The following is a 26,567-nucleotide window of genomic DNA, read 5'->3' as shown; positions in this document are numbered from 1 at the left end:
CGCGCCCGAGGATTAGTCGTGGGAGTGCAGAGGCTTGCCCGCCAGCGCGAGGTGAGCCTCGCCGAGCGCCTCGTTCTGCGTCGGGTGCGCGTGGACGAGCTGCGCGACCTCGGCGGGCAGCGCCTCCCAGTTGTAGATGAGTTGCGCCTCGCCGACCTGCTCGCCCATACGGTCACCGACCATGTGGACGCCCACGACGGCGCCGTCCCGCACCTGGACGAGCTTGATCTCGCCCGCGGTCTTGAGGATCTTGCTCTTGCCGTTGCCCGCCAGGCTGTACTTGAGGGCGACGACCTTGTCCGCGCCGTAGAGCTCCTTGGCCTTGGCCTCGGTGATGCCCACCGAGGCGACCTCCGGGTGGCAGTACGTGACGCGCGGCACACCGTCGTAGTCGATCGGCACGGTCTTGATGCCCGCCAGCCGCTCGGCGACGAGGATTCCCTCGGCGAAGCCCACGTGCGCGAGCTGCAGCGTCGGTACGAGGTCACCGACGGCCGAGATCGACCCCACGTTGGTCTGCATGTACTCGTCGACGAGGACGAAGCCGCGGTCCATCGCGACCCCGGCCTCCTCGTAGCCCAGGCCTTGGGAGACCGGACCGCGGCCGACGGCGACGAGCAGCACCTCGGCCTCGAAGGTCTTGCCGTTCTCCAGCGTGACCTTCACACCGTCCGCGGTGTACTCCACACCCTGGAACCTGGAGCCGAGGGAGAACTTGATGCCGCGCTTGCGGAAGGCGCGCTCCAGCTGCTTGGAGCTGTCCTCGTCCTCGACCGGCACGAGGTGGGGCAGCGCCTCGACGATGGTGACGTCGGCCCCGAAGGACTTCCAGGCGGAGGCGAACTCGACGCCGATTACGCCACCACCGAGCACGATCGCGGACTGCGGCACGCGGTCGAGAACCAGGGCGTGGTCGGAGGAGATGACGCGGTTGCCGTCGATCTCCAGGCCCGGCAGCGACTTGGGCACGGAGCCGGTCGCGAGCAGGATGTGGCGGCCCTCGTAGCGCTCGCCGTTCACATCCACCGAGGTGGGCGAGGAGAGACGGCCCTCACCGGTCACGTAAGTGATCTTGCGGGAGGCGACCAGACCCTGCAGACCCTTGTACAGGCCCGAGATCACGCCGTCCTTGTACTTGTGGACTCCTGGCATGTCGATGCCCTCGAAAGAGGTCTTCACACCGAACCCGGAGCCCTCGCGAGCCTGGTCCGCGAGTTCGCCGGCGTGGAGCAGAGCCTTCGTGGGGATGCATCCGCGGTGCAGGCAGGTCCCGCCCAGCTTGTCCTTCTCGATCAGTGCGACGTCCAGGCCCAGCTGTGCCCCGCGCAGAGCGGCGGCGTAACCACCGCTGCCGCCTCCGAGGATCACTAGGTCGAAAACGGTGCTGGCGTCGTTCGCCACGTCACGTCCTCCATGCATGGTGCGCCGGAGCCGGTCTACGGCGACCGGGCTGCGGCTGTGGTTCGGCCGCTTTTCTGTCGGCCCTCGGGTTGGCTCGCTCGGTACGTGAGCCGGGGGCCCTGTCCTGCCGACACAACATCTTCGCACTTGTTCGGAGGAGGCGGGACGCGGGGCCACGGTCTGAGACGGGCCCGGGTGGCCGGGCCTTCGGTTACCCGAGCGTACGCCGGACGGATTTCGTCGAGGGCGAACGGAATTGGGCCCGGAACGACCAGGGGCGACGCACGCGAGGACTCCGGAACGGGGCGGCGCCCCGGCGCGCGGCCCACGGTACGCACGTGGCCCCGGGCGCGAGACCCGGGGCCGTTGCCGTGACCGCGGTGCCTCGCTCAGGTGAGGTCGCCGGCCGCCGTGCGCTCGACGAGCCGCACCAGGGTGCGGACCGAGGCGCCGGTGCCGCCCTTGGGGGTGTAGCCGTAAGGGGCGCCCTCGTGGAAGGCGGGGCCCGCGATGTCGAGGTGGGCCCAGGTGATGCCGTCGGCGACGAACTCCTTGAGGAACAGCCCGGCCACCAGGCCGCCGCCCATCCGCTCTCCCATGTTGGCGATGTCGGCGACGGGTGAGTCCATGCCCTTGCGCAGTTCGGCGGGCATCGGCATCGGCCAGGACTGTTCGCCGACCTCCTCGGCGATCTCGTGGATCGCGGTGCGGTACGCCTCGTCGTTCGCCATGATCCCGAAGGTGCGGGTGCCCAGGGCCAGCACCATGGCGCCGGTCAGTGTCGCCACGTCCACGATCGTGTCCGGCTTCTCCTCGCAGGCGCGGGTAATGGCGTCGGCGAGGACGAGCCTGCCCTCGGCGTCGGTGTTGAGCACCTCGACCGTCTTGCCGCCGTACATAGAGAGCACGTCGCCGGGGCGGGTCGCGGTGCCCGACGGCATGTTCTCGGCGAGCGCGAGCCAGCCGGTGACGTTGGTCTGAAGGCCGAGGCGGGCGGCGGCCACGACGGTGGCGAAGACGGCGGCAGCGCCGCTCATGTCGCACTTCATCGTCTCGTTGTGGCCGGCCGGCTTCAGCGAGATGCCGCCCGAGTCGTACGTGATGCCCTTGCCGACGAGGGCGACGGTCTTCTTCGCCTTGGGATGGGTCCACGCGAGCCGCACCAGGCGGGGCGGGTTGGCCGAGCCCTGGCCGACGCCCATCAGGCCGCCGTACCCGCCCTTGGTGAGCGCCTTCTCGTCCATCACCTCGACCTTGAGCCCGAACTCCTTGGCGGCGGCCTGCGCGGCGGAGGCGAAGGACTTGGGAGTCAGGTCGTTCGAGGGGGTGTTGACGAGGTCGCGGGCGCGATGCACCTCGGCGGCGAGCGCGATGGCCCGCTCCACGGCCGCCTTGAAGGCCTTGTCACGGGGCTTGCCGCCGAGCAGGGTGATCTCGGCGAGCGGCTCCTTCTTGTCGTCCTTCTTCTTGGCGCCCGCCTTGCCGTTGCCGCTGCCGTTGCCGCGGTAGGTGTTGAAGGCGTACGCACCGAGCAGCGCGCCCTCGGCGACCGCCCCGGCGTCCTCGGGGCCGCCGAGGGGAAGCGCGAACGCGCCCTTCTTCGACCCGGCCAGGGCGCGGGCGGCGGACCCGGCGGCGCGCCTCAGGGCCTCCGTGCCGAACCCGTCTCCCTTTGCGGGGGCTTCACCGAGTCCGACCGCCAGCACGACCGGGGCCTTCAGACCCGACGGGGCGTGGAGCTTGGTCACCTCGCCCTCGCCGCCGGAGGCGCCGAGGGTCTCCAGGACGGTGGCCAGCTTCCCGTCGAACGCCTTGTCCACGGCCTCGGCGCCGGGCGTGACGACGGGGCCCTTGTCGCCCTTGGTCACGCCGATGACGACGGCGTCCGCGCGCAGCGTCGCCGCTGAGGAGGTGCTGATAGTCAGAGCAGTCACGGGTTGAGGTCCTCTTCCGTTGCGTTCCTCGGCCAGTCGGTGGGCCGGCCGCCGCGAGCCCACAGGGGCCGCACCGCACTGCCGCGCACGACCCGGGGCGCTGCGAGCATCGTATTCCGACCGCCAGGCGGGGGTGCCGCCCGGCAGGGGAGCCCGATGCGGGCGTGGGCCTCGGGTGACCGCGCGCCCCGTACGGGACTTGTGCCGTCATGGGCGTCACATCCCGAACGTGCGTTTGCGGTGTGGAAGTTCCGGCGCTCCGGATGGCGTGTGGTGGGCGGGTGCGAGCTGTTGGTGGCGTGTGGGGGGGGCGGGTGCGTGCTGGTGGTGGGGGCGTGGTGTGCGTGGTGCCTGCCTGTTCGTGGCCAGTGCTGTGCGTGGGTGCATGCTGTGCGTGGGTGCATGCTGGTGCGTGGTGCTTGCTGTGCCTGCTGCGTGCTGTGCGTGGTGGTCCTTGAGTGAGTGTGGTGCGTCCTTGTGCGGGTGGCGTGCCGCGCGGAGTCCGCGTCAGGCGACAGCCAGCGCGAGCAGGGCGGCCGTGGCCGCCGTCTCGGCGAGTGCGCCGAACACATCACCGGTCACGCCCCCGAGGCGGCGCCTGCAGTGGCGGAGCAGGAGTTCGGCCGTGGCGAGCGCGATCAGCACGGCCACCGCATGCCGCACGGCGCTGCACGGTCCGAGGGCGGTGCCCGCTGCCGCGCACGCCGCCACACAGACGCCCGCCGCGAGCGCGGCGTTCCCCGACGGGACCGTGCCCGCGACCGCGGCGCCCAGCCCGCCGGGGCGTGCGGCCGGGACCCCGGCGCGCGAAGCGAGGGTGAGCGCCAGCCGCGCCGCGACCGCGGCGACGACAACCGCGAGGACGCCCTGCGCGGCACCCTTCCCGAACAGCTCGTACAGGGCCGCGACCTGGGCCAGCAGGACGAGGACCAGGGTGATGACACCGAACGGCCCGATGTCCGACTGCTTCATGATGCGCAGGGCGTCGTCGGCCGGCCTGCCGCTGCCGAGCCCGTCGGCGGTGTCGGCCAGACCGTCCAGGTGCAGGCCCCGCGTGAGCACCGCCGGTCCGGCCACCGCCGCCACCGCGGCGAGCAACGGCCCGCCGCCCAGGGCGTGCAACAGCCCGGCCGCGACGGCCGCGCAGAGCCCGACGGCCGCACCGGCCACCGGTGCGCACAGCATTCCGGCCCGCGCGGCCGCCCGGTCCCAGCGGGCCGCCGTCACGCGGAAGACCGTCAGGGTGCCGAAGGCGAAGCGCAGGCCCTCGCCCGCCGTGACGGGGGAGGCGGGGTCCGCGCCGTCGTGCGGCTCCGGCGGGCCGGACGCGACGGGTTCCGGGGTCGTGTCGCTCATCGCGCGCAGGCTATCCCGCCCCGTGAGCGGCACCGTGCGGCGAGCCCGCCCGCCCTTCCGCCCCGCAGGCCGCACGGGGCCGCGCGCAGTACATTGCCCTCTAGAGCAAAGCGGAGCAGAGCAGTAGATGCAGCACATAAGGGTCGGTTCGGCGTGGGGAAGCGGATGTCATGGCGGGTTTGTGGGAGCGCAACATTGTCGAACCCGGCAAGCTGCCCCTCTTCCTCGCCCTCACGTCGTTCGTCGTCACCTTTCTGATCACCCGCTCCATCACGCGGATGATCAGGGCGGGGAAGGGGCCCTTCCGCAATCTCACGCCGGGCGGGGTCCACATCCACCACGTCGTCCCCGGCGTCATCCTCACCGTCATCGGCGGATTCGGGGCGATCGGCGGTTACGGCCACGGGTTCGGCAGCGGGCTCTCCGCGGTCCTCTTCGGCATCGGCGTGGGGCTCGTCCTCGACGAGTTCGCGCTCGTGCTGCACCTCGCCGACGTCTACTGGACCCAGCAGGGACGGCAGAGCGTCGAGGCCGTGGTGCTCACCGCGGCCCTCGTCGGCCTCCTGCTCCTCGGCTTCGTCCCGTTCGGCGTCAACGGCTTGACCGACGAGGAGGCGCAGGACCGCTTGACCGTCGTCGCGAACATGGGACTCAACTTCTGCGTCGCCGTGATCGCCCTGGTGAAGGGGAAGCTGAGGCTTGCCGTCATCGGCGTGTTCATCCCGTACTTCGCCCTCGTCGGCGCCGTACGCCTCGCCCGGCCCACGTCACCCTGGGCCAAGCGGTTCTACAGGAGCCGCCCGCGGGCCAGAGCCCGGTCGCGGATCCGGGCGTACCGCCACGACAAGCGGTGGGACAGGCTGAGCCGTCGCTTCCAGGATCTGGTGGCGGGCGCCCCCAGCCGCTGACGCAGCGGCCGCCGGAGCAGCGGGCGTTGACGGGTCATGTGCTGCGGACCGCGGACGCGCCGGGCCCGGTACGCCGACTGCGCTGCGCACAGCACCAGGACCGCGGCCATGGCTGCCAGATGCTCCTTGCCCGCCAGATTGGGCTTGACGATCACCTCGACGACCATGGCGGTGACCACGACGCCGCCCGTGATCCAGGCCCGGAGATACCACGCCAGATGGACCGCGAGTCCCACGACGGCGGCCGAGGGACCGGTGTCCGTGACGAACCCCTCGGAGGCGGGCAGGCCGAGGAAGCCGTTCGGTCCGGCAGCCACGCCGTACCGCGCGTACATCGTCCCGGCCGCCGTCGCCAGAAGAGCCACCGCCAGTGTCCGGCGCCACCCGAGGCAGATCTGGCGGTCGGTAAGAGCGTGGTCAACTCCCCTCTGGTGAAGGCCGCTGTGCATGGCAGTGACCCGAACTGGGGCCGTGTGGCGATGGCCATCGGCAAGCTCGCTACCGCGACCACCTCACACTCGCAGCCGATGCCGAAGACGATGAGGACCTGGGCGAGCGCGCCCCAGACGGGGAGATCGGGCGCGGGGACGAAGAGCGACAGCGGAGTGCGCAGAACGGCGAGCCACCACGGCAGTTCGGCCCGGACGGCACCGATGTCCTGGACCGGCTGGAAGCCCCACGGCTGCGACTGTACGAGCTGGAACAGCGCCGTCAGGCACGCGGCCGCCACGGCCAGCGGGATCGCGCCGACGACGAACGGCCGCCCGGTCACGAACGCCTCGCGCACCGGGCGTTGGATCGTGTCCCACTCGGCGCGGACCGCGCGTAGGAGCTGCGCACCGGCCCGGGAGCCCGTAACCGCCCGTCTCGCCGGCCATGCCGCCGCCCTCGCATCGTCCGCGGGGGAGCCCGAGCCGCTCTCGTTCTCGACCCACCACTGCACCCCGCGCCCGGGGCCAGGGAGGCCCGGGGCACCGGCTCCCGTGTTCCGGGGCAGGGACGCGGTGTCGCACCAGGCGCCGCCGCGCTCGCGCGTGGACCAGGTGGACGGCTCGGCTCCGTGCGGTGCGTAACGAACAGCACATTCCGCGTGGTTGGGATGCACGTGGACTTCTCCCCCTGACGAACACCTGACGAACGACCGTATGGAATCGGCGATGGGGAGAAGCCGGGTGGCCGGCGGCGCGGCCGCGCCCTCACAGGCGCGGGTCCGCGTCCGCCCAGCCGTTCCGCTCGTACCGCGGGCCGGTCCGCCCGCGGCGCAGGTCAGTCGAGCTCGGACTCCTGCGGCGCTCCGTCCGTGCCCGCCTCCGCGTGCTCGGGCAGTTCCGCCGCCAGGGAGGCCGCCGCCTGCACGAGTGGCAGAGCGAGCAGCGCCCCCGTTCCCTCGCCCACAGTGACGCCGTGGTCGAGCAACGGGTTGAGTGCCATCCGGTCGAGAGCCTTCGCCTGGCCCGGTTCGCCGCTCGCCTGGCCCGCCAGCCACCAGTCCGGTGCCCGGAACGCCACGCGCTGCGCGACCAGCGCGCAGGCCGCGGACACCACACCGTCGAGGATCACAGGCGTGCGGCGCACCGCGCACTGCAGCAGGAAGCCCGTCGTCGCGGCGATGTCGGCACCGCCCGTCGCGGCCAGCAGTTCGAGCTGATCGCCCAGCACAGGGCGGGCCCGGCGCAGCGCGTCGCGGATCGCGGCGCACTTGCGCATCCATGCCAGATCGTCGATCCCGCCCCCGCCCCGGCCGGTGACGACCGAGGCGTCGGTGCCGCAGAGTGCGGCGATCAGCGCGCCCGCGACGGTGGTTCCGCCGATGCTCAGATCGCCGAGCACGACGAGGTCGGTGCCCGAGTCCGCCTCCTCGTCCGCCACCGCCATACCGGCGCGCACCGCCTGCTCCGCCTCCTCGGCGGTGAGGGCGTCCTCGATGTCGATGCGGCCGGAGCTCCGGCGGACGCGGTGCCGTACGACGTCCTCGGGCAGCTCGTCCGGATCACAGTCCACGGCCATGTCCACCACACGGACGGCGACCCCGAACCGGCGGGCCAGTACGGCCACGGGGCTCGCCCCGGCCAGTACCGAGCGCACGAGGTCCCCGGCGGTCCCGGCCGGGCGGGCGGAGACCCCGAGACCGGCGACCCCGTGGTCACCGGCGAACAGGACGACGCGAGGCTGCTCGACCGGCTTCACCGGCACCGCGCTCTGTGCGGCGGACAGCCAGTCGCCCAGCTCGTCCAGGCGTCCCAGGGCACCCGGGCGCACGACCAGGCGCTCGCGCCGCTCCTCGGCGTCCCGCCGCACCCCGCCGTCGGGTCGTTCGATCAGATTGCCGAAGTCGTCGAGATTCAGGCCGCTCACGTGCTGAACCCTACCGTCGCCGAACGGGCCGACGCCGGGCCGGGTGCGCCCGCGGCCGGCCCGAGCGCCCCGACTCCTGCATCTCTCCGTCCGTGTGACGATCCGTCGGCCGCCGTGCTCGCCGTGCTCGCGCCGCCGGCGTCAGCGCGGACGGAGCGGGAACGGCTGGCCCGCCACGACGAGCACGAGATGTTCGCACTCGGCCCCGAACGCCGCGTTCAGGCGCCCGAGTTCGTCGCGGAACCGCCGTCCGGCGGAGGTGGCCGGGTGCACCCCGGAGCCCACTTCGTTCGTTACGGCGACGAGCCTGCGCCGTGTGCTCCGTACCGCCTTCGCCAGCGCGTCCGTCCGCTCGTGCAGTTCGCGCCGCGCCACGCCGGAGGCCCACCGCTCGTCGTCCCACGCCCCGGCCCGGTCCATCGCGTCCGTCAGCCAGAGCGCCAGACAGTCGATGAGCAGCGGCGGCCCCTCCTCGGCCAGGAGCGGGACCAGGTCGCAGGTCTCGACGGTGCGCCAGGAACCGGGGCGGCGCTCGCGGTGCAGAGCGACCCGCTCCGCCCAGTCGCCGTCGCCCTCCCGCGAGCCGCCCGTCGCCACGTACACCACGTCCGGGAACGACTCCAGGCGGCGCTCCGCCTCGACCGACTTGCCCGAACGGGCGCCCCCGAGGACCAGTGTGCGGCGCGGAAGGTCGGGGACGGCGTGGAAGTCGCCGGCCACCAGCGTCTCCCCGTCCGGTACGGCCCGCGCTCCCGCCGCCGCCAGCCTGCGGTGCAGCTCGGCCCCCGGCGGCACGCCGTGGTCGAGGTGGACCGAGACCACGTCGGTGGTCGCCGCGACCGCACCCGCCGCGCGCAGCCGGGCCAGCGCGTCGGGCCGCCCGGTGACGTCGAGGACGGCCAGGTCGTACGGATCGTGGCCCTCGGACCGGCCCGCGGACGCCGCCGCCGGTGGCAGATAGAGCAGCCGGTCGCCGTCGGGGCACGTCACCGCGTAGCCCGTGCCCGGCACGTCCACGGCGACGGCCTGCACCCGGTGCCCGCTGATCAAGGTGATCTCGCGCCCGTCCGGCACGCGCTCCGGCGCCGGCAGACCGGCCGGTGCCTCGACTGCCGGCCCGTTGTGCGGGTGGGACAGCAGCACCTGCCGTACGCCGGTCAGGGTCTGCCCGGCGCGGGCGGCGGCCAGCGCGGCGCCCGGTGTGAGATCGAGCAGCAGTGAGCCGTCCACGAGGAGCGCGGTCGGTGCCCGCGCCTCGTCGCCGACCGCCATGGCGCAAGCCGCGCACGGGCAGCCGGGGCGGGGCAGCCCGCCGGGCGTTCCGGTCCCGAGCAGAGTGAGTTCCACGCCCCGATCGTCTCGCGTCGGTGCGCACCGGGCGCGCCGGGGCACCCCGGTACGTCCCGGCGGCAGCCCCGTCCGGCCCGTTAGGCTGCGTCAGGCATGCATCCGGAGGGACTCAGAGGGACGCAGGGAGGCGCACATGGCGTGGACGTGGCGGTTCGAGAAAGCCGACGGCACCGAGACCGTGCCCGCGGTCGAGCCCGAGGAGTTCAGCACCCAGGGGGACGCGGAGTCCTGGATCGGCGAGGTGTGGAAGGACTTGGCGGACGGCGGTGCGGACCGGGTGACGCTCTTCGAGGACGGCACCAAGGTCTACGGCCCGATGAGCCTGCACGCGGAGGAGGCGCCGCAGGAGCCGGAGACCTCCGAGATCTGACCGTCCATCGGGCGGTGGGTCCTGCCGTCCATCGGGCGGTGGGTCTGCCGCCCATCGGGCGGTGAGTCGTGCCGTCCACCGCGTGCTGAGGGGTCATGGCGCGGCCGCCGTTGCGGCCGCGCCCTCGCTCGGGGGCCCGACCCGTACGCCGCGCTCAGCCCCGTACGCCGCACAGATGCAGCAGCGCAGCCACGGCGCGGTACGGATCGGTGCGCCCGGCCCGCTCCTCCGCGGCGAGCCGCGCCTGGAGTCCTGCGGCGGGCGGCGCGTGCGGCGGCCGTTCGCCGTCCCCGACCGGGCCGGCGAAGACGTGCGGCGGCCGTTCGCCGTCCCCGGCGGCGCCGGTGAAGACCCGTATCCCGTACCAGGCATGCAGCGGCGCGCCGATCCCGGCGAGAGTGGCGGTGAGGGCGCCGAGCCGGTCGGCCCGCAGCTTCAGACCGCCGAGGCCGGTGGATACGGGGGAGTCGAACGCGCTCAGGGCGCCCGCCCAGTCCCCCGCGATTCCGGGCCGCATGGCCAGCGCGTCCGCGTTGCGCACCAGCAGCGACAGCAGCCCGCCGGGGGCGAGCACGCGGGCCAGACCCGCCAGCATCGCGTCGGGCTCCGCTATGTACATCAGGACGCCGTGGCACAGCACGACGTCGAAGCTGCCCGGCAGAAAGTGGACGCCCGTGTCGCGGCCGGCTCCCTCGATGAACCGCACCCGCTCCCGTATGCCCTCGGGCTCCGTCACCAAGGCGGCGCGGAGCATGCCGAGGGTCCGCGGATCGGACTCCAGAACCGTGATCCTGTGGCCCGCGCGAGCCAGGCGCAGCGCCTGCGAACCGCCCCGGGTCGCCGGCTCCGGTGCCCCCGGGCCGAGCCCCACGTCGAGGACGCGCAGCCGTTGCCCCACCGAGAAGCGGCCCGCTATCTGCTCGTCGAGCTGGCGGGCCACCAGCTCGTGCTGGACGGCGGCGTCCGGGTCGGACAGATCCTCCAGCCCGCCGGCCGCGGCCTCGCTGGGGGCGGGCGGAGCGCTCAGGGCCGCTCTCCGCGCTTGACCTGCGGCTTCGGCAGGCGCAGTCGGCGCATCTGCAGGGTGCGCATCAGCGCGTACGGCACGGCGCCGCGCAGGTTCTCGTTCGGGAAGCGGGTGCGGAGCTGCTTCTTCAGGCGGAAGGCGACGCCGATCGAGTCGATGACGATCATCACGATGACGCCCAACCACAGGAGCAGCGAGATGTTCTTGATGGCCGGCGAGGGCAGCATGCTCAGCACCAGGATGAGCACGGCGAGTGGCAGGAAGAACTCGGCGACCGCGAAGCGCGAGTCGACGAAGTCTCGGGCGAAGCGCCTGACCGGACCCTTGTCCCGGACCGGTAGATAGCGCTCGTCGCCGCTGGCCAGCGCCTCGCGCTGGCGGGCCAGGTCGGCCCGGCGCGCCTCGCGGGTGCGCTTGGCGGAGTCCTTGCGGCCGGCCGGCGTCGACGCCAGGCTCCGCCGCTGGGACTGCGCCTCGCTGCGCTTGGGGGTGGGGCGACCCTTGGGTGCCTGCGGGTCACGGGGCTGCTGCGGCTGGTCCGCGGTCATTCTGGTGACGGCGGCCTGCTCATCCTTGGAACGGCTTCGGAACACAAAGCCCAAGGGTACGGGTTCCGCCGCCGGGACCCACAGGCCCCACGGGCACGATCCGGCAACGGCACGGGTGACTTACGGCGGTCGCATCCCCGCCCCACCTACTCCTTGCGCCGGAGACGACAGTGGCGTGATCGTCCTGCAGGAGGAGCGCATCGGGGGCGGAACAGTGCGGTAATAGAGGCAGGACCCGTACTGTTGGGTCTAGAGACGTGCTGCAGTCCGAGCCCGGAAGAAGGGGGCGCGCGAGGCCCATGAGCGGTGTCATGAAGCGGATGGGGATGATCTTCCGCGCGAAGGCCAACAAAGCCCTGGACCGGGCCGAGGACCCGCGCGAGACCCTCGACTACTCGTACCAGAAGCAGCTCGAACTGCTTCAGAAGGTCCGCCGGGGCGTGGCGGACGTGGCCACCTCCCGCAAGCGGCTCGAGCTCCAGCTCGGGCAGCTCCAGGGACAGTCCGCAAAGCTCGAGGACCAGGGCCGCAAGGCGCTCGCCCTGGGCCGCGAGGACCTGGCACGCGAGGCCCTCTCCCGGCGGGCCGCGCTTCAGCAGCAGGTCACCGACCTCGAGACGCAGCACCAGACGCTGACGGGCGAGGAGGAGAAGCTGACGCTGGCGGCGCAGCGGCTCCAGGCCAAGGTGGACGCCTTCCGCACCAAGAAGGAGACGATCAAAGCCACCTACACCGCGGCGCAGGCGCAGACCCGCATCGGTGAGGCCTTCTCCGGCATTTCCGAGGAGATGGGCGACGTCGGCATGGCGATCCAGCGGGCCGAGGACAAGACCGCCCAGCTGCAGGCGCGCGCGGGCGCAATCGACGAGCTGCTCGCCTCCGGCGCGCTCGACGACCCCAGCGGGATGGCCAAGGACGACATCGCGGCCGAGCTGGACCGCCTCTCGGGCGGTACGGACGTCGAGCTGGAGCTGCAGCGGATGAAGGCCGAGCTGGCGGGCGGCAGCGGTTCGCAGCAGGCTATTGAGGGAGGTTCCAAGGAGCAGCAGGCGGCGCCGCAGCAGTCCGAGGAACGGCCCAGGTTCGACAAGAGCTAGGCCCCCCGCCCCGCGAGCCGTGGCCGGGCGTCATCGCGCACCGGACGTATCTGGAGGTCGTCATGATCGTGCGGATCATGGGAGAGGGCCAGGTGGAGCTGGCGGACCGTCACTTCGCCGAGCTCAACAAGCTGGACGACGAACTGCTCGCCGAGATGGAGAGCGGCGACGAGGCGGGCTTCCGGCGGACCCTGACCGCGCTGCTCAACGAGGTCCGCGAGCTCGGCGAGCCACTTCCCGACGACTCCCTCGAACCGTCCGAACTGATCCTTCCGGCTCCGGACGCCACGCTGGAGGAGGTCAGGGAGACGCTCAGCGAGGACGGGCTGATCCCCGGCTGACGGATGGTCCTTCCGGCCGGTCCGACCTCCGCGCACCCCTGCCGACCTCGTACGCACGGGCCCACGTCCTCGAACACACGCCCCTGCGAGCCCGCACACAGGGGCAAGCGCACAGCAGCACACTCGATGGCCCGGCCTCCTGAAGGGGGACGGGCCGTCGCCGCCTCGCGGGCCGTCGCCGCCTCGCGGGGCGGCGGAGACGAGGGCACACGCTCGCGGCGGATCAACCGGGTCGTACGGGCGGCGAGTTGAACGCCCCTGCCGCCCTCCGCCCTCCGGCGGGGGCCCGAGCACCCACGCCCGCTGTCGGGCCGACCCGGGCACCGCTTACCGTTGCCTCTCGTGACCTCCCTCGCCGTCGGACAAGGCCTGGCCCGTCCCCAGCGCTGGCTGCGGGCCCACCCGCTGGCCCTCGACGCCGCCGTGGCCGCGGTCGTCCTCGCGCTCATCCTCGTCGGCATGGTGACCGAGCCGCACGGCCCTCACGGCCGGCAGTACGGGGAGCGCAGCCCCCAGGCGGCGAGTGTCGTCCTCGCCGTGCTCGCCTCCGGTGCGCTCGTGCTGCGCCGCCGTATGCCGCACCGGGTCCTCGCCGTCACCGGCGTGCTGTCCCTGGCCGAGCTGGTGGTGGTCCGCGGTGACGACACCTCGCCCGTGGCCATCACGGCTGCCGTCGCCGTCTACACCGTGGCGTCCAGGACCGACCGCTCCACGACCTGGCGGGTCGGGCTGCTCACGGCGGTGGGGCTCACGGCCACCGCCATGCTCTTCGGTGCTCGGCCCTGGTACGTCCAGCAGAACGTCGGGATCTTCGCCTGGACGGGTATGGCGGCGGCCGCGGGCGACGCCGTCCGCAGCCGCCGCGCGTTCGTCGACGCCATCCGGGAGCGCGCCGAGCGCGCGGAGCGGACCCGCGAGGAGGAGGCCCGCCGTCGCGTCGCCGAGGAGCGCATGCGGATCGCCCGCGAGCTGCACGATGTCGTGGCCCACCACATCGCGCTGGTCAACGTGCAGGCCGGGGTCGCGGCCCACGTCATGGACAACCGCCCCGACCAGGCCAAGGAGGCACTGGCGCACGTACGGGAGGCCAGCCGCTCCGCGCTGAATGAACTGCGCGCCACGGTCGGGCTGTTGCGCCAGTTCGGCGACCCCGAGGCCCCCACCGAACCCGCCCCGGGGCTCGGCCTCCTCGACCAGCTCATCGACTCCTTCGCGCTCGCCGGACTGCCGGTCGACGTCGAGGTGTCCTCGACCGTCGGCCGGCAGCCGTGGCACAGTCGCCGGGCCGAGGATGCGGCCGAAGTCATCGGCGACCTGCCGAAGGGTGTCGATCTGACGGCGTACCGGGTGGTGCAGGAGGCCCTCACCAACACCCACAAGCACGCGGGCGAATCGGTGCGCGCGGTCGTCCGTATCGCCCGGGCCCGCCAGTCCCTGGAGATCACGGTCCTGGACGACGGAGCCGGGGCGCTGGCGCAGAGCACGGCACCGGGGGCCAAGCCGGAGCGGTCCGGCCGGGCCGAGACCCGCGCGGGCGGGGTGAACCCGACGAGCGCGAACCCGAAGAGCCCGGCCCCGAGAAGCCCGAATCCGAAGAGCCCGGCCCCGAGAAGCCCGAACCCGAAGAGCCCGGCCCCGGGCCGGACGACGGCGGACCGCCCGACCCCGGACCGTACGGTGGGCGGCCGCTCCGCGCCCGACGTGATGAGCGCGGACGGAGCGGAGGCCGACCTCGGCACGGGCGGCGGCCACGGCCTCCTGGGCATGCGGGAACGGGCGGCCGTTCTGGGCGGCGTGTGCGAGACCGGCCCGCGCTACGGGGGCGGATTCCGCGTCCACGTACGCTTGCCGCTCAGGGACACGCAGGCCGGGGAGGCCGTGCGGAAGGGGGCCATGTGACGATCCGGGTGGTGCTCGCGGACGACCAGGCGCTGCTGCGCAGCGCGTTCCGCATCCTCGTCGACTCCGAACCCGACATGGAGGTCGTGGGAGAGGCTTCCGACGGGGCCGAGGCGGTACGAGTGGTGCGCGAACGCGGAGCGGACGTCGTCCTCATGGACATCCGCATGCCCGGCACGGACGGCATGGCTGCCACCCGGGAGATCAGCTCGGACCCGGCGCTCGACGGCGTCCGAGTGGTGATGCTGACGACGTTCGAGGTCGACGAGTACGTGGTGAAGTCGCTGCGCGCCGGAGCCTCGGGCTTCCTCGGCAAGGGCGCGGAGCCGGAGGAGATGCTCTCGGCCATCCGTGTCGCGGCCGCGGGCGAGGCCCTGCTCTCGCCGGCAGCCACCAAGGGGCTGATCGCCAAGTTCCTGGCGCAGCCCGATGGTTCGGACCCCGGCGAGGAGCGGGGCGGCGGCGCCGAGCGTCTTGCGGCACTGACCGGGCGCGAGCGCGAGGTCCTCGTCCTCGTCGCGGGCGGGCTCTCCAACGACGAGATCGCCGAGCGACTGGTCGTGAGCCCGCTGACCGTGAAGACGCATGTGAACCGGGCGATGGCCAAACTCGGTGCCCGCGACCGCGCCCAGCTCGTGGTGATCGCCTACGAGACCGGGCTGGTCCGCCCGAGGGCCGACTGACGGCTCCGTCCCGAGCGACCGATGAAGCGGAAGAAGGCGACGCTCATGTCAACCACCGCACCCGACCCGCGGCACGACGGGGCGCGGGACCGAATGGCCGCGACGGTGGCCGCGCTTCAGGGGGACCTGGTCCGCTCCGAAGGCAAAGCGAGCCTGCTCCTGGCCTTGTCCGGAGCGGCACTTGTGGCGCTCGTATCGACCGCCACGAACCTCCATCCGCCCCTTCCGGCCGCTGTTGCCGGGGCATTGGGCGCCGCTGCGCTGCTGTCCGCGACACTGCTGCTGTTACTTGCGGTCCGACCTGAACTCGGGGGAAACGGCTGGACGAGCTGGCCGCGGTTGAGCGCCGAGCAATTGCGTGATCAGCTCGCATCCGGATACCAACCTGACCATCTCAGGTTCATGGCCGCACTCGCCATACGGAAGTTCCGGCTCATCCGGGCGGCGGTCGACTCCCTGCTCGCCGGGATCGGCCTGCTGGTCCTGGCGGCCGTCCTCGTCGTCACGGCGTGACTCGAAGCCGTGTGCCGAGCCGTGTGGCGAGCCATGGCATGCGTCAACGCCCTGGCGTGAACCTCCCTTGTCGCACGGTCGATCACCGGGACTGCGTATTCCGGCTCGACCTCGTCCCAGAGGGCGGAGGGACGGTGCGTCGCAGGGTGGACCGACGGGGGAGAGGGGCGTACTGCGTCCGTGGTACGCGCGTCGGGTGAGAACCGACCTGGGAGCGAGGAAACCGGCCTCTTCCGTGGCTGATCGTATAAGTGCGGCATAAGGCCGCTTCGCGACCGGCAACAGAAGAGAGACCTTCACCCATGTCCTGGCTGTCCAGAATCAGCCTCGTACAAAGGGGTTTGATCGCCCTGATGGCGCTCATCGCGATCGCCTTCGGAGCGGTTGCGATACCCCAGCTCAAGCAGCAGCTGCTGCCCTCCATCGAACTGCCGATGGTGTCGGTGCTGGCCCCGTACCAGGGTGCGTCCCCCGATGTCGTCGAGAAGCAGGTCGTCCAGCCGCTCGAGGACAGCATCGAGTCCGTCGACGGCATCACCGGCATCACGGCGACGGCGAGCGAGGGCTCAGCCGTGATCATGGCCCAGTTCGACTACGGCAACGGCTCCAAGCAGCTCGTGGCCGACGTCCAGCAGGCCGTGAACCGGGCGCGCGCCGAACTGCCGGACGATGTCGACCCGCAGGTCGTCGCGGGCTCGACGGACGACATGCCCGCCGTCGTCCTCGCCGTCACCTCCGACAAGGACCAGCAGGCGCTCGCCGACCAGCTCGACCGATCGGTCGTGCCGGTCCTCAAGGACATCGAGGGTGTCGGGCAGGTCACGATCGACGGCGTCCAGGACCGCATCGTCTCGGTCACTCCGGACGAGGGGAAGATGGCCCGCGCTGGACTGTCCCCGGCCGCCCTCGGCCAGGCGCTGGAGGCGGGCGGCGCCTCGGTGCCCGCCGGTTCGTTCGCCGAGGACGGCAAGAGCAGGACCGTACAGGTCGGCATCGGGTTCACCTCGGTGCGCCAGATCGAGAACCTGCGGGTCTCCCCGGCGGCCGCCGCGGCCGGCGGACAGAGGGGCGGCCATGGTGGCGGCCAGGACCGTCAGGGCGGTCAGGCCGCGGGCGCCGATGGCCAGGGCGCCGGCACCGGCGCGGCTCCCAAGGCCGTACGCCTCGGTGACATCGCCGAGGTCGAGGACGAGTCCGCGACCCCCGTCTCGATCACCCGGACCAACGGCGAGCCAAGCCTCGGCGTCGTCCTGACGATGGGTCAGGACGGCAGCGCCGTCGACATCTCCGAGGCCGTCGAGGACAAGCTGCCCCAGCTGCGCAAGGACCTCGGCTCCGAGGCCGAGCTGACCGTCGTCAGCGACCAGGGCCCCGCGGTCTCGAAGTCCATCGACAGCCTCACCACCGAGGGCATGCTCGGCCTGCTGATGGCCGTCGTGGTGATCCTGATCTTCCTGGTCTCGCTGCGCTCCACGCTGGTGACCGCGGTGTCCATCCCGCTGTCGGTCGTGATCACCCTGATCGTGCTGTGGACCCGTGACCTCTCGCTCAACATGCTCACGCTCGGCGCGCTGACGATCGCGATCGGCCGTGTCGTCGACGACTCCATCGTGGTCCTGGAGAACATCAAGCGGCACCTCTCGTACGGGGAGGAGCGGCAGAAGGCCATCCTCGACGCCGTCAAGGAGGTCTCCGGCGCGATCACCTCCTCGACGCTGACCACGGTCGCCGTCTTCCTGCCGATCGGTGTGGTCGGCGGCATGACCGGCGCCCTGTTCGGCCCCTTCTCGCTGACCGTCACGGTCGCGTTGCTGGCCTCGCTGATCGTGTCGCTCACCGTCGTGCCGGTGCTCTCGTACTGGTTCCTGCGCGCCCCCAAGGGCTCGGCGGGCATGGACCCCGAGGAACTGCGCCGCGTCTCGGAGGAGAAGGAGTCGCGCAGTCCGCTCCAGCGGATGTACGTGCCTGTGCTGCGGTTCGCCACCCGCCGCCGGTTCACCAGCCTGGTGATCGCGGTCGTCGTCTTCATCGGCACGCTCGCCATGGCGCCGCTGCTGAAGACCAACTTCTTCGACGCGGGGGACCAGGACACGCTCTCGATCCGGCAGGAGCTCGAGGCGGGCACCAGCCTGGACGCGGCCAACGCCTCCGCTCGGCAGGTCGAGAAGATGCTCGACGATATCCGCGAGGTCAAGGACTACCAGGTCACGGTCGGTTCGTCCGGTCTGATGGCGGCCTTCGGCGGGGGTACGGGTGCCAACCAGGCCAACTACCAGGTGAAGTTGGCGGACTCCGACGACTCCGACGCGGTCATCGAGAAGATCCGCGACGGACTGGACAGGCTCGGCAAGGACGCCGGCCAGACCACCGTTCAGGCGGGGGACGGCTTCGGCAGCCAGGACCTCAGCGTCGTGGTCAAGGCCGCGGACGCCGATGTGCTGAAGAAGGCGTCCGAGCAGGTGCGCGCCGAGGTCGCGAAGCTCGACGACGTCACCGACGTCCAGAGCGACCTGTCGCAGAGCGTCCCGCGCATCGCCGTCACGGCCAACGCGAAGGCGGCCGGCTACGGCTACTCCGACGCCACCCTCGGCCAGGCCGTCACCCAGGCCGTGCGCGGCACCACCACCGGCAAGGCGGTACTCGGCGAGACCGAGCGCGATGTGGTCCTGAAGGCGGAGAAGCCGGCGAGGACCGAGGCCCAGCTCGAGAAGCTCGAACTGGCCACGCCTGCCGGTACGGTGAAGCTCGGTGAGATCGCCGATGTGAAGTCCGTCCCCGGGCCGGTCCAGATGACCCGGATCGACGGATCGCGGGCGGCGACGATCACGGCCAAGGCGACGGGCGACAACACCGGCGAGGTGAGCACCGAACTCCAGTCGAAGATCGACGAGCTGAAGCTTCCGGACGGCGCCACCGCGGACATCGGCGGTGTCTCCCAGGACCAGGACGAGGCGTTCTCCTCGCTCGGTCTGGCCATGCTGGCTGCCATCGCGATCGTGTTCATGCTGCTGGTCGCGACCTTCAAGTCGCTGGTGCAGCCGCTGATCCTGCTGATCTCCATTCCGTTCGCGGCGACGGGCGCGATCGGCCTGCTCGTCGCGACGGGCACGCCGATGGGCGTTCCGGCCCTGGTCGGCATGCTGATGCTGATTGGCATCGTGGTGACCAACGCGATCGTGCTGATCGACCTCATCAACCAGTACCGGGCGCAGGGCTACGGCGTCGTCGAGGCCGTCGTCGAGGGCGGCCGGCACCGCCTGCGGCCGATCCTGATGACCGCGCTGGCGACGATCTGCGCGCTGCTGCCGATGGCGCTGGCGATCACCGGTGACGGCGGCTTCATTTCGCAGCCGCTGGCGGTCGTGGTGATCGGCGGTCTGGTCACCTCCACCCTGCTCACGCTGCTGTTGGTGCCGACGCTGTACGCGATGGTCGAGCTCCGCAAGGAGCGCCGCCGCACCAAGCGCGCCGCCAAGCGGGCGAAGGCGGAAGGCCGCGGCCCGGCCGCGGAGGAGCGGGAGTCGGAGCCGGCCGGGGTCTGACCCCGCGAGGCGCCCGAGCCGTCCAACGGGCGGTCCCCACGGCCCTGTTGTGGCCGTGGGGACCGCCTCTGCACGCGTACGGGCCCCGTGATCCCGTACGTGAGGCATCAGCAGGCTCTGGCCAGGACAGGCACCGGCCCGGGGAGCCCTCGAGGACGCCCCGGGCCACGCCGTGCGTCATGCTGTCCGCTACGGCAGCGCCAGCATCCGCTCCAGCGCCAGCTTGGCGAACTTCTCGGTCTCCGGGTCCACTTGGATCCGGTTGACCGTCTTGCCGTCCGCCAGCGACTCCAGCGCCCAGACCAGGTGCGGCAGGTCGATCCGGTTCATCGTCGAGCAGAAGCACACCGTGCGATCGAGGAAGACGATCTCCTTGTCCTCGTCGGCAAAACGGTTCGCCAGGCGCCGTACGAGGTTGAGCTCCGTGCCGACCGCCCACTTCGACCCGGCGGGCGCCGCTTCCAGGGCCTTGATGATGTACTCCGTCGAGCCGACGTGGTCCGCGGCCGCGACGACCTCGTGCTTGCACTCGGGGTGCACCAGCACGTTCACCCCCGGGATCCGCTCCCGTACGTCGCGCACCGAGTCCAGCGAGAAGCGCCCGTGCACGGAGCAGTGGCCGCGCCAGAGGATCATCTTCGCGGCGCGCAGCTCCTCGATGCTCACACCGCCGCCCGGCTTGTGCGGGTTGTAGACGACGCAGTCCTCCAGCGACATCCCCATGTCGCGGACCGCCGTGTTCCGCCCCAGGTGCTGGTCGGGGAGGAAGAGGACCTTCTCTCCCTGCTCGAACGCCCAGTCCAGCGCACGCTTGGCGTTGGAGGAGGTGCAGATGGTGCCGCCGTGCCTGCCGGTGAACGCCTTGATGTCCGCGGAGGAGTTCATGTACGAGACCGGGACCGTCGCCTCGGCCACCCCGGCCTCGGTCAGCACGTCCCAGCACTCGGCGACCTGCTCGGCCGTGGCCATGTCGGCCATCGAACACCCGGCGGCGAGGTCGGGGAGGACGACCTGCTGGTTGTCGGCGGTCAGGATGTCCGCGGACTCGGCCATGAAGTGCACACCGCAGAAGACGATGTACTCGGCCTCCGGGCGCGCCGCGGCCTCCCGCGCGAGCTTGAAGGAGTCACCGGTGACGTCCGCGAACTGGATGACCTCGTCACGCTGGTAGTGATGGCCGAGCACGAAGACCTTGTCCCCGAGCCGAGCCTTGGCCGCCCGGGCGCGCTCCACCAGGTCCGGGTCGGAAGGGGAGGGCAGGTCGCCGGGGCACTCGACACCGCGCTCGCTCTTCGGGTCGGCCTCGCGGCCGAGCAGGAGCAGGGCGAGCGGCGTCGGCTGGACATCGAGGGGTTGGGCGGTGGTCACTGACACGCACCCTTTCTGTGTTCCGCAGACGCACCTTTTCGTCTGATTGACGCTATCTATCATAACTGCTTCGTGTCAGTTTGACGAAGGGCATCGCGTCGATGTGACGCATTCCCGGGGCGCACGCACGGCGCCTCCGGGATCCGGTGCGCAGCGTCGCGACCGTACGCCGCGAGGTGTGCGAGCATGAACTCGGAAGTGCACGGAAGAGAACGTGCCGGGCCCGGAATGAATCCGCGGCCCCGTCGGTTTCAGCCGACGGCAAGCAGTCCGAACAACCCGGGAGAGAGCAGATGTCCGTTCAGGACGACAAGACCAGCGTGAGCGACGGCATCATTCTGTCCGACGCCGCCGCGGCGAAGGTCAAGAGCCTGCTGGAGCAGGAAGGCCGCGACGACCTCGCGCTGCGCGTCGCCGTCCAGCCCGGTGGCTGCTCCGGCCTGCGTTACCAGCTCTTCTTCGACGAGCGCTCGCTCGACGGCGATGTCGTGAAGGACTTCGACGGCGTGAAGGTCGTCACCGATCGGATGAGCTCCCCGTACCTGGGCGGCGCCTCCATCGACTTCGTCGACACCATCGAGAAGCAGGGCTTCACCATCGACAACCCGAACGCGACCGGCTCCTGCGCCTGCGGCGACTCCTTCCACTAGGAGTCCCGGGTTCCGCCCGGAGCCCGGGCGGAGCGGACGCCCAGTGCGCACGCCGTACCGGCGCACACGCCGAAGGCGGCGGACCTTTCCCGGTCCGCCGCCTTCGGCGTGTTGCTGATGAGGCATATGGGGTGATGCACGGCGGCCGTGCCGGTCACCGGGCGTCCGGCCCGGCCTTGCCGGGTCCCTTCGCCACGGCCTTGCCGGTCGACGCGTCCATGAGCTCACGGTCGCCCAGCGGCTTGTCCAACGTGACCTTCTCCTCGTACTCCTTGGCCATCTTCACGCACACCTGGCCCGGCTTCTTCTCCTTGCCCGTCACCCGGACCACCACCTTGTCGGACAGCGAGGTGTCGGCCTTGGCGGTGTAGGTGTGGCACACCCCGCCCCAGAAGCGCAGCGTGACGGTGGTGCCGTCGGCGCTGTACGACGTGACGCGCGGGGACTCGCCGCCCGGCCTGCCGGGCTCGGCCGTCGGCTCGTCACCGCCCGGCCGGGACGGCGACGGGGTGGGCTTCTCGATGTACTTGTCCTTCACGGCGGGGTGCGTGACCGTGTACGTCGCCGAGTCCTCCGCGGCACCCGCCGGCCGGACCTCGAACATCCACGACGGCACCAGCGTCTCGCGCCCGTCCACGAACTGGACCGCGAGACCGAAGACGGCGTCGCTGACCTCCAGCGGCTTGGCCGGCGCCGCAGGCTTGCCGCCCGGCTTGCCCTTCGGCTCGGCACACGGAAGCGTCTTCGCCTCACCGGCCTTGTGGGGGACGGCCGAGGCGCACTCGGGGATGTCGACCACTCCGCTCGTGCCCCTGTTCAGCCGCTTCAGCGTGTCCTCGGCAGTGAGCACCGGGTAGTCGGCGCCCTTGGTCAGCTCCGCGAGGCGGCCGTTTCCGGCGACGATCTGGCCGTCCGCACCGACCTGCAGACCGGTCTGCCAGCCGTACGTGGGCAGGCCGTCCTTCACCGGGTTCGCGTTCACCTCGCGTAGGGCACCCGTCGTACGGCTCGCGTCCAGCTTCGCCCCGCTCAGCCCGGCACGTTTCAGCACGGGCTGGACCACCGACTTCGCCCGGTCCTCGGAGACGGGGTCCTTGCCGTGGCCCTCGGTGCCGTCCTGCCCGTCGCCCGGGGCGGGGCAGCGCGGGGGAGCGGATCCGTCCGTGGCGGCGCCCGCGTCCTGGGGGACCGGAAGCGTCTTCGGCGGCTCGACGCACCCGGGGTCGCCCGGCTTGCCGTACCGCAGGAACGTCCAGGTGCCCGGGGCCTGCTTGCTGACGCTCAGCGTGGGCCCGGAGGCGTCACGCGTCAGTCCGAACTTCCACGACCCGCTGACGTCCCGCGGAGCTCCCTTGACGCCCAGCGCCTCGGCCAGCTTCTCGGCCTGTGCCCGTGTCACACCGCTCCGCGCCTCGTAGACCGGCGCCGAGCCCGGGCCGTCGGGCAGGTCGCCCAAGGCGCGGTAGCGCGTGCCGTTCGGATTGGGCTCCCCGGGGGCGATCCCGCGGCCGTCCTCGGCGGAGGCCTGTCCGAAACCGTCCAGCCGTAGGGGCGGCGGCTCGCCCTCGCCCGCGGCCGCTGTGTCGTCGCCTCCGCCGTCCGAAGCGGTCGAGGCCCAGTACGCGCCGCCGCCACCGGCCAGCAGTACCGCCGCCGCCACCGAGGCGGCCACCAGCCCGGGGCGACGGTGCCACGGCGCGGGCGTACGGGTCTCGGGGGCCGTGGCGCTCTTCGAGGCGTCCTCGGTCCGGTCCCCTCCGCCGGAGGCGGGGGGAGTGTTCTCGGTGCTCACCGTTCAGCTCCTTCGGCTCCGCTCGACACTTCCATGTCGGGTCCCTCATCCGGGGACGCGGATTGGACGGAGCGGAGGAGCGTGTGGTTCCCGTCAGTCGCCGTACTCGGACATACCGTCCAGCAGATGGGCCGACCGGGGCGGCACCTTGACCCCTTGGATCCGCGAAGGAGACACATGCTCGGCGGGGGCGGGGCGGGCCTTCGACGCCCAGTGCGGTGCCATACGCGCGCAGTCGCCGCGCAGCTCGGCCATCGACTCCGGTTCGGCGGGTACGGGCTGAGCGGAGGAATCGGCGTGCTTGGTCATGGACACTCCCGGTCCGGGGGGCCGCAACGTCGCAGACCCCGACACCATGAACGGTAAGCAGGCCCGCGGGACCGAGAAAGACCTACTATCGGGTAGTTTTGCCGCGTCGGAACGGAGCGTGGGGAGCCGGTAGCGTGGATGCCGGTCTTTCACCGCTCGTTCGAACAGCGCGATCGTCCACTCATCCCTTCACTCGCCGCAGGAGCAGATCCGTCGTGCGCATCGCTGTCACCGGCTCCATCGCCACCGACCATCTGATGACCTTTCCCGGCCGATTCGCCGACCAATTGGTCGCGGACCAGCTGCATACGGTCTCGCTCTCCTTCCTGGTCGACACCCTCGACGTGCGCCGGGGCGGCGTCGGGCCCAACATCTGCTACGGCATGGGCCTGCTCGGCCTGCGCCCCATCCTCGTCGGCGCCGCGGGCGACGACTTCGCCGAGTACCGCGCCTGGCTGGACCGCCACGGCGTCGACACCTCCTCGGTCCACATCTCCGAGATGCTGCACACGGCGCGATTCGTCTGCACCACCGACGCCGACCACAACCAGATCGCGTCCTTCTACACCGGCGCGATGAGCGAGGCCCGCAACATCGAGCTCAAGCCGGTCGCGGACCGCGTCGGCGGCCTCGAGCTGGTGCTCATCGGCGCAGACGACCCCGAGGCGATGATCCGCCACACCGAGGAGTGCCGCTCGCGCGGCGTCCCCTTCGCCGCGGACCCATCCCAGCAGCTCGCGCGCATGGAGGGCGACGACATCCGCGTCCTGGTCGAAGGCGCGGCGTACCTCTTCACCAACGAGTACGAGAAGGCCCTGATCGAGTCCAAGACCGGCTGGTCGGCGGACGAGATCCTCACCAAGGTCGGCACGCGCATCACGACGCTCGGCGCCAAGGGTGTGCGCATCGAGCGCCACGGCGAGCAGCCCATCGAGGTCGGCTGCCCGGAGGAGGAGAGCAAGGCCGACCCGACCGGCGTCGGCGACGCCTTCCGCGCAGGCTTCCTGGCGGGTGTCTCCTGGAAGCTGCCGCTGGAGCGGTCGGCCCAGCTCGGCTGCATGCTGGCGACGCTGGTGATCGAGACGATCGGGACGCAGGAGTACGAGCTGCGGCGCGGCCACTTCATGGACCGCTTCACCAAGGCGTACGGCCATGAGGCAGCCGCCGAGGTCCAAGCGCACCTCTCCTGACGCTCCTGGCCTGCGCCGGGCCGCCGGGCCCGCGGTGATCCGTACGCCCACCCGCCTGTGACGAGGCGGGTGGGCGGCGGTGCTTCCGGAGGCCGGGGCCCGTGGTCCGTGGTCCGTGGTCCGTGGTCCGTGGTGTCCGAGCCGCGGCCCGGTACGGGTGGCCTCAGGGGCGGCGGCGCACCAGGTAGGCCGTGCCGCGGTCGGCCGGGCGCTCGCCCACGTACTCCTGGTCCCGCATCGCGCACCAGGCGGGGAAGTCCAGCCGCGCCGCCTCGTCGTCCGAGAGGACGGCCACGATCTCGCCGATCCCGATGTCCCCGATCACCTTGGCGAGTTCGATCACCGGGACCGGACAGCGCTTGCCGAGGGAGTCGACGGTGAGGGCGGGCTTCTCGTCGCCCTCGGATACACCCTCGGCCCCGTTCTCGCCCTCGTCCGCGGCCCCGTTCGCATACGTGGCATCGGCCCCGTTCGCGTACGTGTCATCGTTCGCGGGCCCGGACACGGATGCCGCTCCCGCCTCCGCGACCGTCGCCCGTAGCGCATCGGCGGGCCGGGGCCGTCCCGACGGGGCGCCGAGCTTCTCGCGCACGCTCCGCACGGCGTCAGGCAGCACGGCGAGGAAGCGTTCCACGTCCTCCTCCGATGTGCCGGAGGGCAGCGACAGCCGGACGTTGCCCTCCGAGAGCACGCCCATGGCCTTGAGCACATGGCTCGGGATGAGGGTGCTGGAGGTGCACGACGATCCCGACGACACCGAGAAGCCCGCCCGGTCCAGCTCGTGCAGCAACGTCTCTCCGTCGACATAGAGACAGGAGAAGGTGACCAGATGCGGCAGCCTCCGTACCGGATCGCCGACGACCTCGACGTCCGGCACCAGTTCGGGAACCCGCTGCCGGATCCGTTCCACCAGCCCGCGAAGTCGGTCCGCCTCCACGGCAGCCTCCTGCCGTACGGCCCGCAGCGAGGCGGCCGCGGCCACGATCGCCGGAACGTTCTCGAAGCCGGGAGCGCGCCCCGACTCCCGTTCGTCCGCGGGCCCTTGAGCCGCGAACCGTACGCCTTTGCGTACGGCGAGCAGGCCGACACCGGGAGGCCCTCCCCATTTATGGGCACTTGCGGTCAGGAGCGACCAGTCGCCCGCGACCTGTCCCCACGGCAGCGACTGCGCGGCGTCCACCAGCAGCGGCACCCCCGCCTCCCCACACACCCGGGCGACCTCGGCCACCGGCTGCTCGGTGCCCACCTCGTGGTTGGCGGACTGCAGGCAGGCCAGTGCGGTCCCGGAGCGCAGCGCCGCGGCGTACGCCTGCGGGTCCACACGGCCCGCGCGGTCCACGGCGACCTCGCCGCTCTCGCCGCCGGCTGCGCGGTGCGCCTCGGCGGCGTGCAGGACGGAGGAGTGCTCGACGGCGGAGACGACCAGATGCCGGCCCGTACGGCGCCGGCCGGCCAGGGTGCCCGCGATCCCGCTGTGCACGGCGCGGGTGCCGGAGGAAGTGAAGACCAGTTCGTCGGGCCGGCAGCCGACGGCATCGGCCGCGGCCTCCCGCGCCGCGTCAAGCAGCAGCCGCGCACGTCGCCCTTCCCGGTACAGCCTGGCAGGGTCGGCCCACCCCTCGTCGAGCGAGGCCGCCAGCGCCTGGCGGGCGACGGGATGGAGCGGAGAGGACGACGCCGAATCGAAGTAGACCACGTATGAACGCTAACGCGGTCCGGGCGGGGTCCGCCCGGCCGTCCCGTCCCTGCCCCCGGACCGGCCCCCAGGCCGGCCCCGGACCATGCGCCACCAGGCGCGCGGGCACAGCGGCCCGGCGCTCATGGTGTTCGCGGCATCACGCCGCATCACGCGACGGGGCGCACACCTGCCGCTGCCGCGGCGCGGAAGGGCGGTGGTCGCGCCGGCCCGGCCGCGCGGAGCCGCCCCGCCCGTG

General features: G+C 72.0%; 21 protein-coding genes and 3 pseudogenes. 11 read left to right on the top strand and 13 right to left on the bottom strand.

Features of this window, described 5'->3' with window-relative positions; translation table 11 throughout:
• Positions 1 to 12: 12 nt before the first annotated feature.
• The 3 genes from lpdA to AB0M26_RS08005 all read right to left on the bottom strand — a co-directional run bounded on the left by lpdA (position 13) and on the right by AB0M26_RS08005 (position 4,691).
• Positions 13 to 1,401: a dihydrolipoyl dehydrogenase gene (lpdA, locus tag AB0M26_RS08015; protein WP_365256288.1), complete on the bottom strand. Its 1,389-nt coding sequence runs from the start codon at positions 1,399 to 1,401 to the stop codon at positions 13 to 15.
• A gap of 389 nt (positions 1,402 to 1,790) precedes the next feature.
• Positions 1,791 to 3,335, bottom strand: coding sequence for a leucyl aminopeptidase (locus AB0M26_RS08010; protein WP_365256285.1), 1,545 nt, complete (start codon positions 3,333 to 3,335; stop codon positions 1,791 to 1,793).
• 507 nt (positions 3,336 to 3,842) lie between these two features.
• Complete coding sequence (locus AB0M26_RS08005) at positions 3,843 to 4,691, bottom strand: adenosylcobinamide-GDP ribazoletransferase (protein WP_365256282.1); 849 nt, start codon at positions 4,689 to 4,691, stop codon at positions 3,843 to 3,845.
• A gap of 170 nt (positions 4,692 to 4,861) precedes the next feature.
• Between AB0M26_RS08005 and AB0M26_RS08000 the strand changes: the two genes are divergently transcribed.
• Positions 4,862 to 5,599, top strand: coding sequence for a hypothetical protein (locus tag AB0M26_RS08000; RefSeq protein WP_365256279.1), 738 nt, complete (start codon positions 4,862 to 4,864; stop codon positions 5,597 to 5,599).
• 77 nt (positions 5,600 to 5,676) lie between these two features.
• Here the strand turns inward: AB0M26_RS08000 and AB0M26_RS07995 are convergent.
• Positions 5,677 to 5,997 (bottom strand): annotated as a pseudogene (locus tag AB0M26_RS07995) (hypothetical protein); the annotation flags it as partial.
• Between the two features lie 3 nt (positions 5,998 to 6,000).
• On the opposite strand from AB0M26_RS07995, the pseudogene AB0M26_RS07990 reads away from it, so the two are divergent.
• A pseudogene (locus tag AB0M26_RS07990) lies at positions 6,001 to 6,099 on the top strand (bifunctional ornithine acetyltransferase/N-acetylglutamate synthase); the annotation flags it as partial.
• A gap of 26 nt (positions 6,100 to 6,125) precedes the next feature.
• Here AB0M26_RS07990 and AB0M26_RS07985 read toward each other — a convergent pair.
• The 3 genes and pseudogenes from AB0M26_RS07985 to AB0M26_RS07975 all read right to left on the bottom strand — a co-directional run.
• Positions 6,126 to 6,371 (bottom strand): annotated as a pseudogene (locus AB0M26_RS07985) (hypothetical protein); the annotation flags it as partial.
• Positions 6,372 to 6,865: 494 nt separating this feature from the next.
• Positions 6,866 to 7,954, bottom strand: coding sequence for a nicotinate-nucleotide--dimethylbenzimidazole phosphoribosyltransferase (cobT, locus tag AB0M26_RS07980; RefSeq protein WP_365256276.1), 1,089 nt, complete (start codon positions 7,952 to 7,954; stop codon positions 6,866 to 6,868).
• A gap of 141 nt (positions 7,955 to 8,095) precedes the next feature.
• Positions 8,096 to 9,301, bottom strand: coding sequence for a bifunctional adenosylcobinamide kinase/adenosylcobinamide-phosphate guanylyltransferase (locus AB0M26_RS07975; RefSeq protein WP_365256274.1), 1,206 nt, complete (start codon positions 9,299 to 9,301; stop codon positions 8,096 to 8,098).
• A gap of 136 nt (positions 9,302 to 9,437) precedes the next feature.
• On the opposite strand from AB0M26_RS07975, the gene AB0M26_RS07970 reads away from it, so the two are divergent.
• Positions 9,438 to 9,674, top strand: coding sequence for a hypothetical protein (locus AB0M26_RS07970; protein WP_365256271.1), 237 nt, complete (start codon positions 9,438 to 9,440; stop codon positions 9,672 to 9,674).
• Between the two features lie 154 nt (positions 9,675 to 9,828).
• On the opposite strand, the gene AB0M26_RS07965 is transcribed toward AB0M26_RS07970, so the two are convergent.
• On the bottom strand, positions 9,829 to 10,659 hold the full coding sequence (locus AB0M26_RS07965) for a methyltransferase domain-containing protein (protein WP_365256395.1): 831 nt from the start codon (positions 10,657 to 10,659) through the stop codon (positions 9,829 to 9,831).
• Positions 10,660 to 10,697: 38 nt separating this feature from the next.
• Positions 10,698 to 11,294 (bottom strand): DUF3043 domain-containing protein, encoded by a 597-nt coding sequence (locus tag AB0M26_RS07960; protein ID WP_365256268.1) that lies wholly within the window; start codon positions 11,292 to 11,294, stop codon positions 10,698 to 10,700.
• A 266-nt stretch (positions 11,295 to 11,560) separates the two neighbouring features.
• Between AB0M26_RS07960 and AB0M26_RS07955 the strand changes: the two genes are divergently transcribed.
• From AB0M26_RS07955 to AB0M26_RS07930, 6 genes are all read left to right on the top strand, one after another.
• Positions 11,561 to 12,346 (top strand): PspA/IM30 family protein, encoded by a 786-nt coding sequence (locus AB0M26_RS07955; RefSeq protein ID WP_365256392.1) that lies wholly within the window; start codon positions 11,561 to 11,563, stop codon positions 12,344 to 12,346.
• Between the two features lie 62 nt (positions 12,347 to 12,408).
• Positions 12,409 to 12,687 (top strand): hypothetical protein, encoded by a 279-nt coding sequence (locus AB0M26_RS07950; protein WP_365256265.1) that lies wholly within the window; start codon positions 12,409 to 12,411, stop codon positions 12,685 to 12,687.
• Between the two features lie 342 nt (positions 12,688 to 13,029).
• On the top strand, positions 13,030 to 14,586 hold the full coding sequence (locus AB0M26_RS07945; protein WP_365256262.1) for a histidine kinase: 1,557 nt from the start codon (positions 13,030 to 13,032) through the stop codon (positions 14,584 to 14,586).
• On the top strand, positions 14,583 to 15,269 hold the full coding sequence (locus tag AB0M26_RS07940; RefSeq protein ID WP_365256259.1) for a response regulator transcription factor: 687 nt from the start codon (positions 14,583 to 14,585) through the stop codon (positions 15,267 to 15,269). Before AB0M26_RS07945 ends, AB0M26_RS07940 begins: the two co-directional genes overlap by 4 nt.
• Before the next feature lie 45 nt (positions 15,270 to 15,314).
• The gene (locus tag AB0M26_RS07935; RefSeq protein WP_365256256.1) at positions 15,315 to 15,782 is read left to right on the top strand and encodes a Pycsar system effector family protein; all 468 of its coding nucleotides are present in this window, start codon (positions 15,315 to 15,317) and stop codon (positions 15,780 to 15,782) included.
• Between the two features lie 302 nt (positions 15,783 to 16,084).
• Positions 16,085 to 19,324 carry an efflux RND transporter permease subunit gene (locus tag AB0M26_RS07930; RefSeq protein WP_365256253.1) on the top strand — a complete coding sequence of 1,080 codons (3,240 nt, stop codon included), beginning with the start codon at positions 16,085 to 16,087 and terminating at the stop codon, positions 19,322 to 19,324.
• Between the two features lie 189 nt (positions 19,325 to 19,513).
• Here AB0M26_RS07930 and nadA read toward each other — a convergent pair whose 3' ends face one another.
• Entirely contained in the window at positions 19,514 to 20,692 is a 1,179-nt protein-coding gene (gene nadA, locus AB0M26_RS07925) for a quinolinate synthase NadA (protein WP_365256250.1), read from the bottom strand.
• 293 nt (positions 20,693 to 20,985) lie between these two features.
• Here nadA and AB0M26_RS07920 point away from each other — a divergent pair, with 293 nt between their 5' ends.
• Positions 20,986 to 21,342, top strand: a complete 357-nt coding sequence (locus AB0M26_RS07920; protein ID WP_365256247.1) for an iron-sulfur cluster assembly accessory protein — start codon at positions 20,986 to 20,988, stop codon at positions 21,340 to 21,342.
• Positions 21,343 to 21,496: 154 nt separating this feature from the next.
• Here AB0M26_RS07920 and AB0M26_RS07915 read toward each other — a convergent pair whose 3' ends face one another.
• Positions 21,497 to 23,134 carry a hypothetical protein gene (locus tag AB0M26_RS07915; protein WP_365256244.1) on the bottom strand — a complete coding sequence of 546 codons (1,638 nt, stop codon included), beginning with the start codon at positions 23,132 to 23,134 and terminating at the stop codon, positions 21,497 to 21,499.
• A gap of 93 nt (positions 23,135 to 23,227) precedes the next feature.
• Positions 23,228 to 23,443 (bottom strand): hypothetical protein, encoded by a 216-nt coding sequence (locus AB0M26_RS07910; protein ID WP_365256241.1) that lies wholly within the window; start codon positions 23,441 to 23,443, stop codon positions 23,228 to 23,230.
• Positions 23,444 to 23,658: 215 nt separating this feature from the next.
• Between AB0M26_RS07910 and AB0M26_RS07905 the strand changes: the two genes are divergently transcribed.
• Positions 23,659 to 24,633 (top strand): carbohydrate kinase family protein, encoded by a 975-nt coding sequence (locus AB0M26_RS07905; RefSeq protein ID WP_365256238.1) that lies wholly within the window; start codon positions 23,659 to 23,661, stop codon positions 24,631 to 24,633.
• Between the two features lie 163 nt (positions 24,634 to 24,796).
• Here the strand turns inward: AB0M26_RS07905 and AB0M26_RS07900 are convergent, their stop codons facing one another.
• A complete protein-coding gene (locus AB0M26_RS07900; protein WP_365256235.1) occupies positions 24,797 to 26,329 on the bottom strand; it encodes an aminotransferase class V-fold PLP-dependent enzyme in 1,533 nt (510 codons plus the stop codon).
• Positions 26,330 to 26,567 lie beyond the last annotated feature (238 nt).

The organism is Streptomyces sp. NPDC051776 (genome assembly GCF_040681345.1).
GTDB lineage: Bacteria > Actinomycetota > Actinomycetes > Streptomycetales > Streptomycetaceae > Streptomyces.
This window is presented reverse-complemented; position numbering and strand designations above follow the sequence as displayed.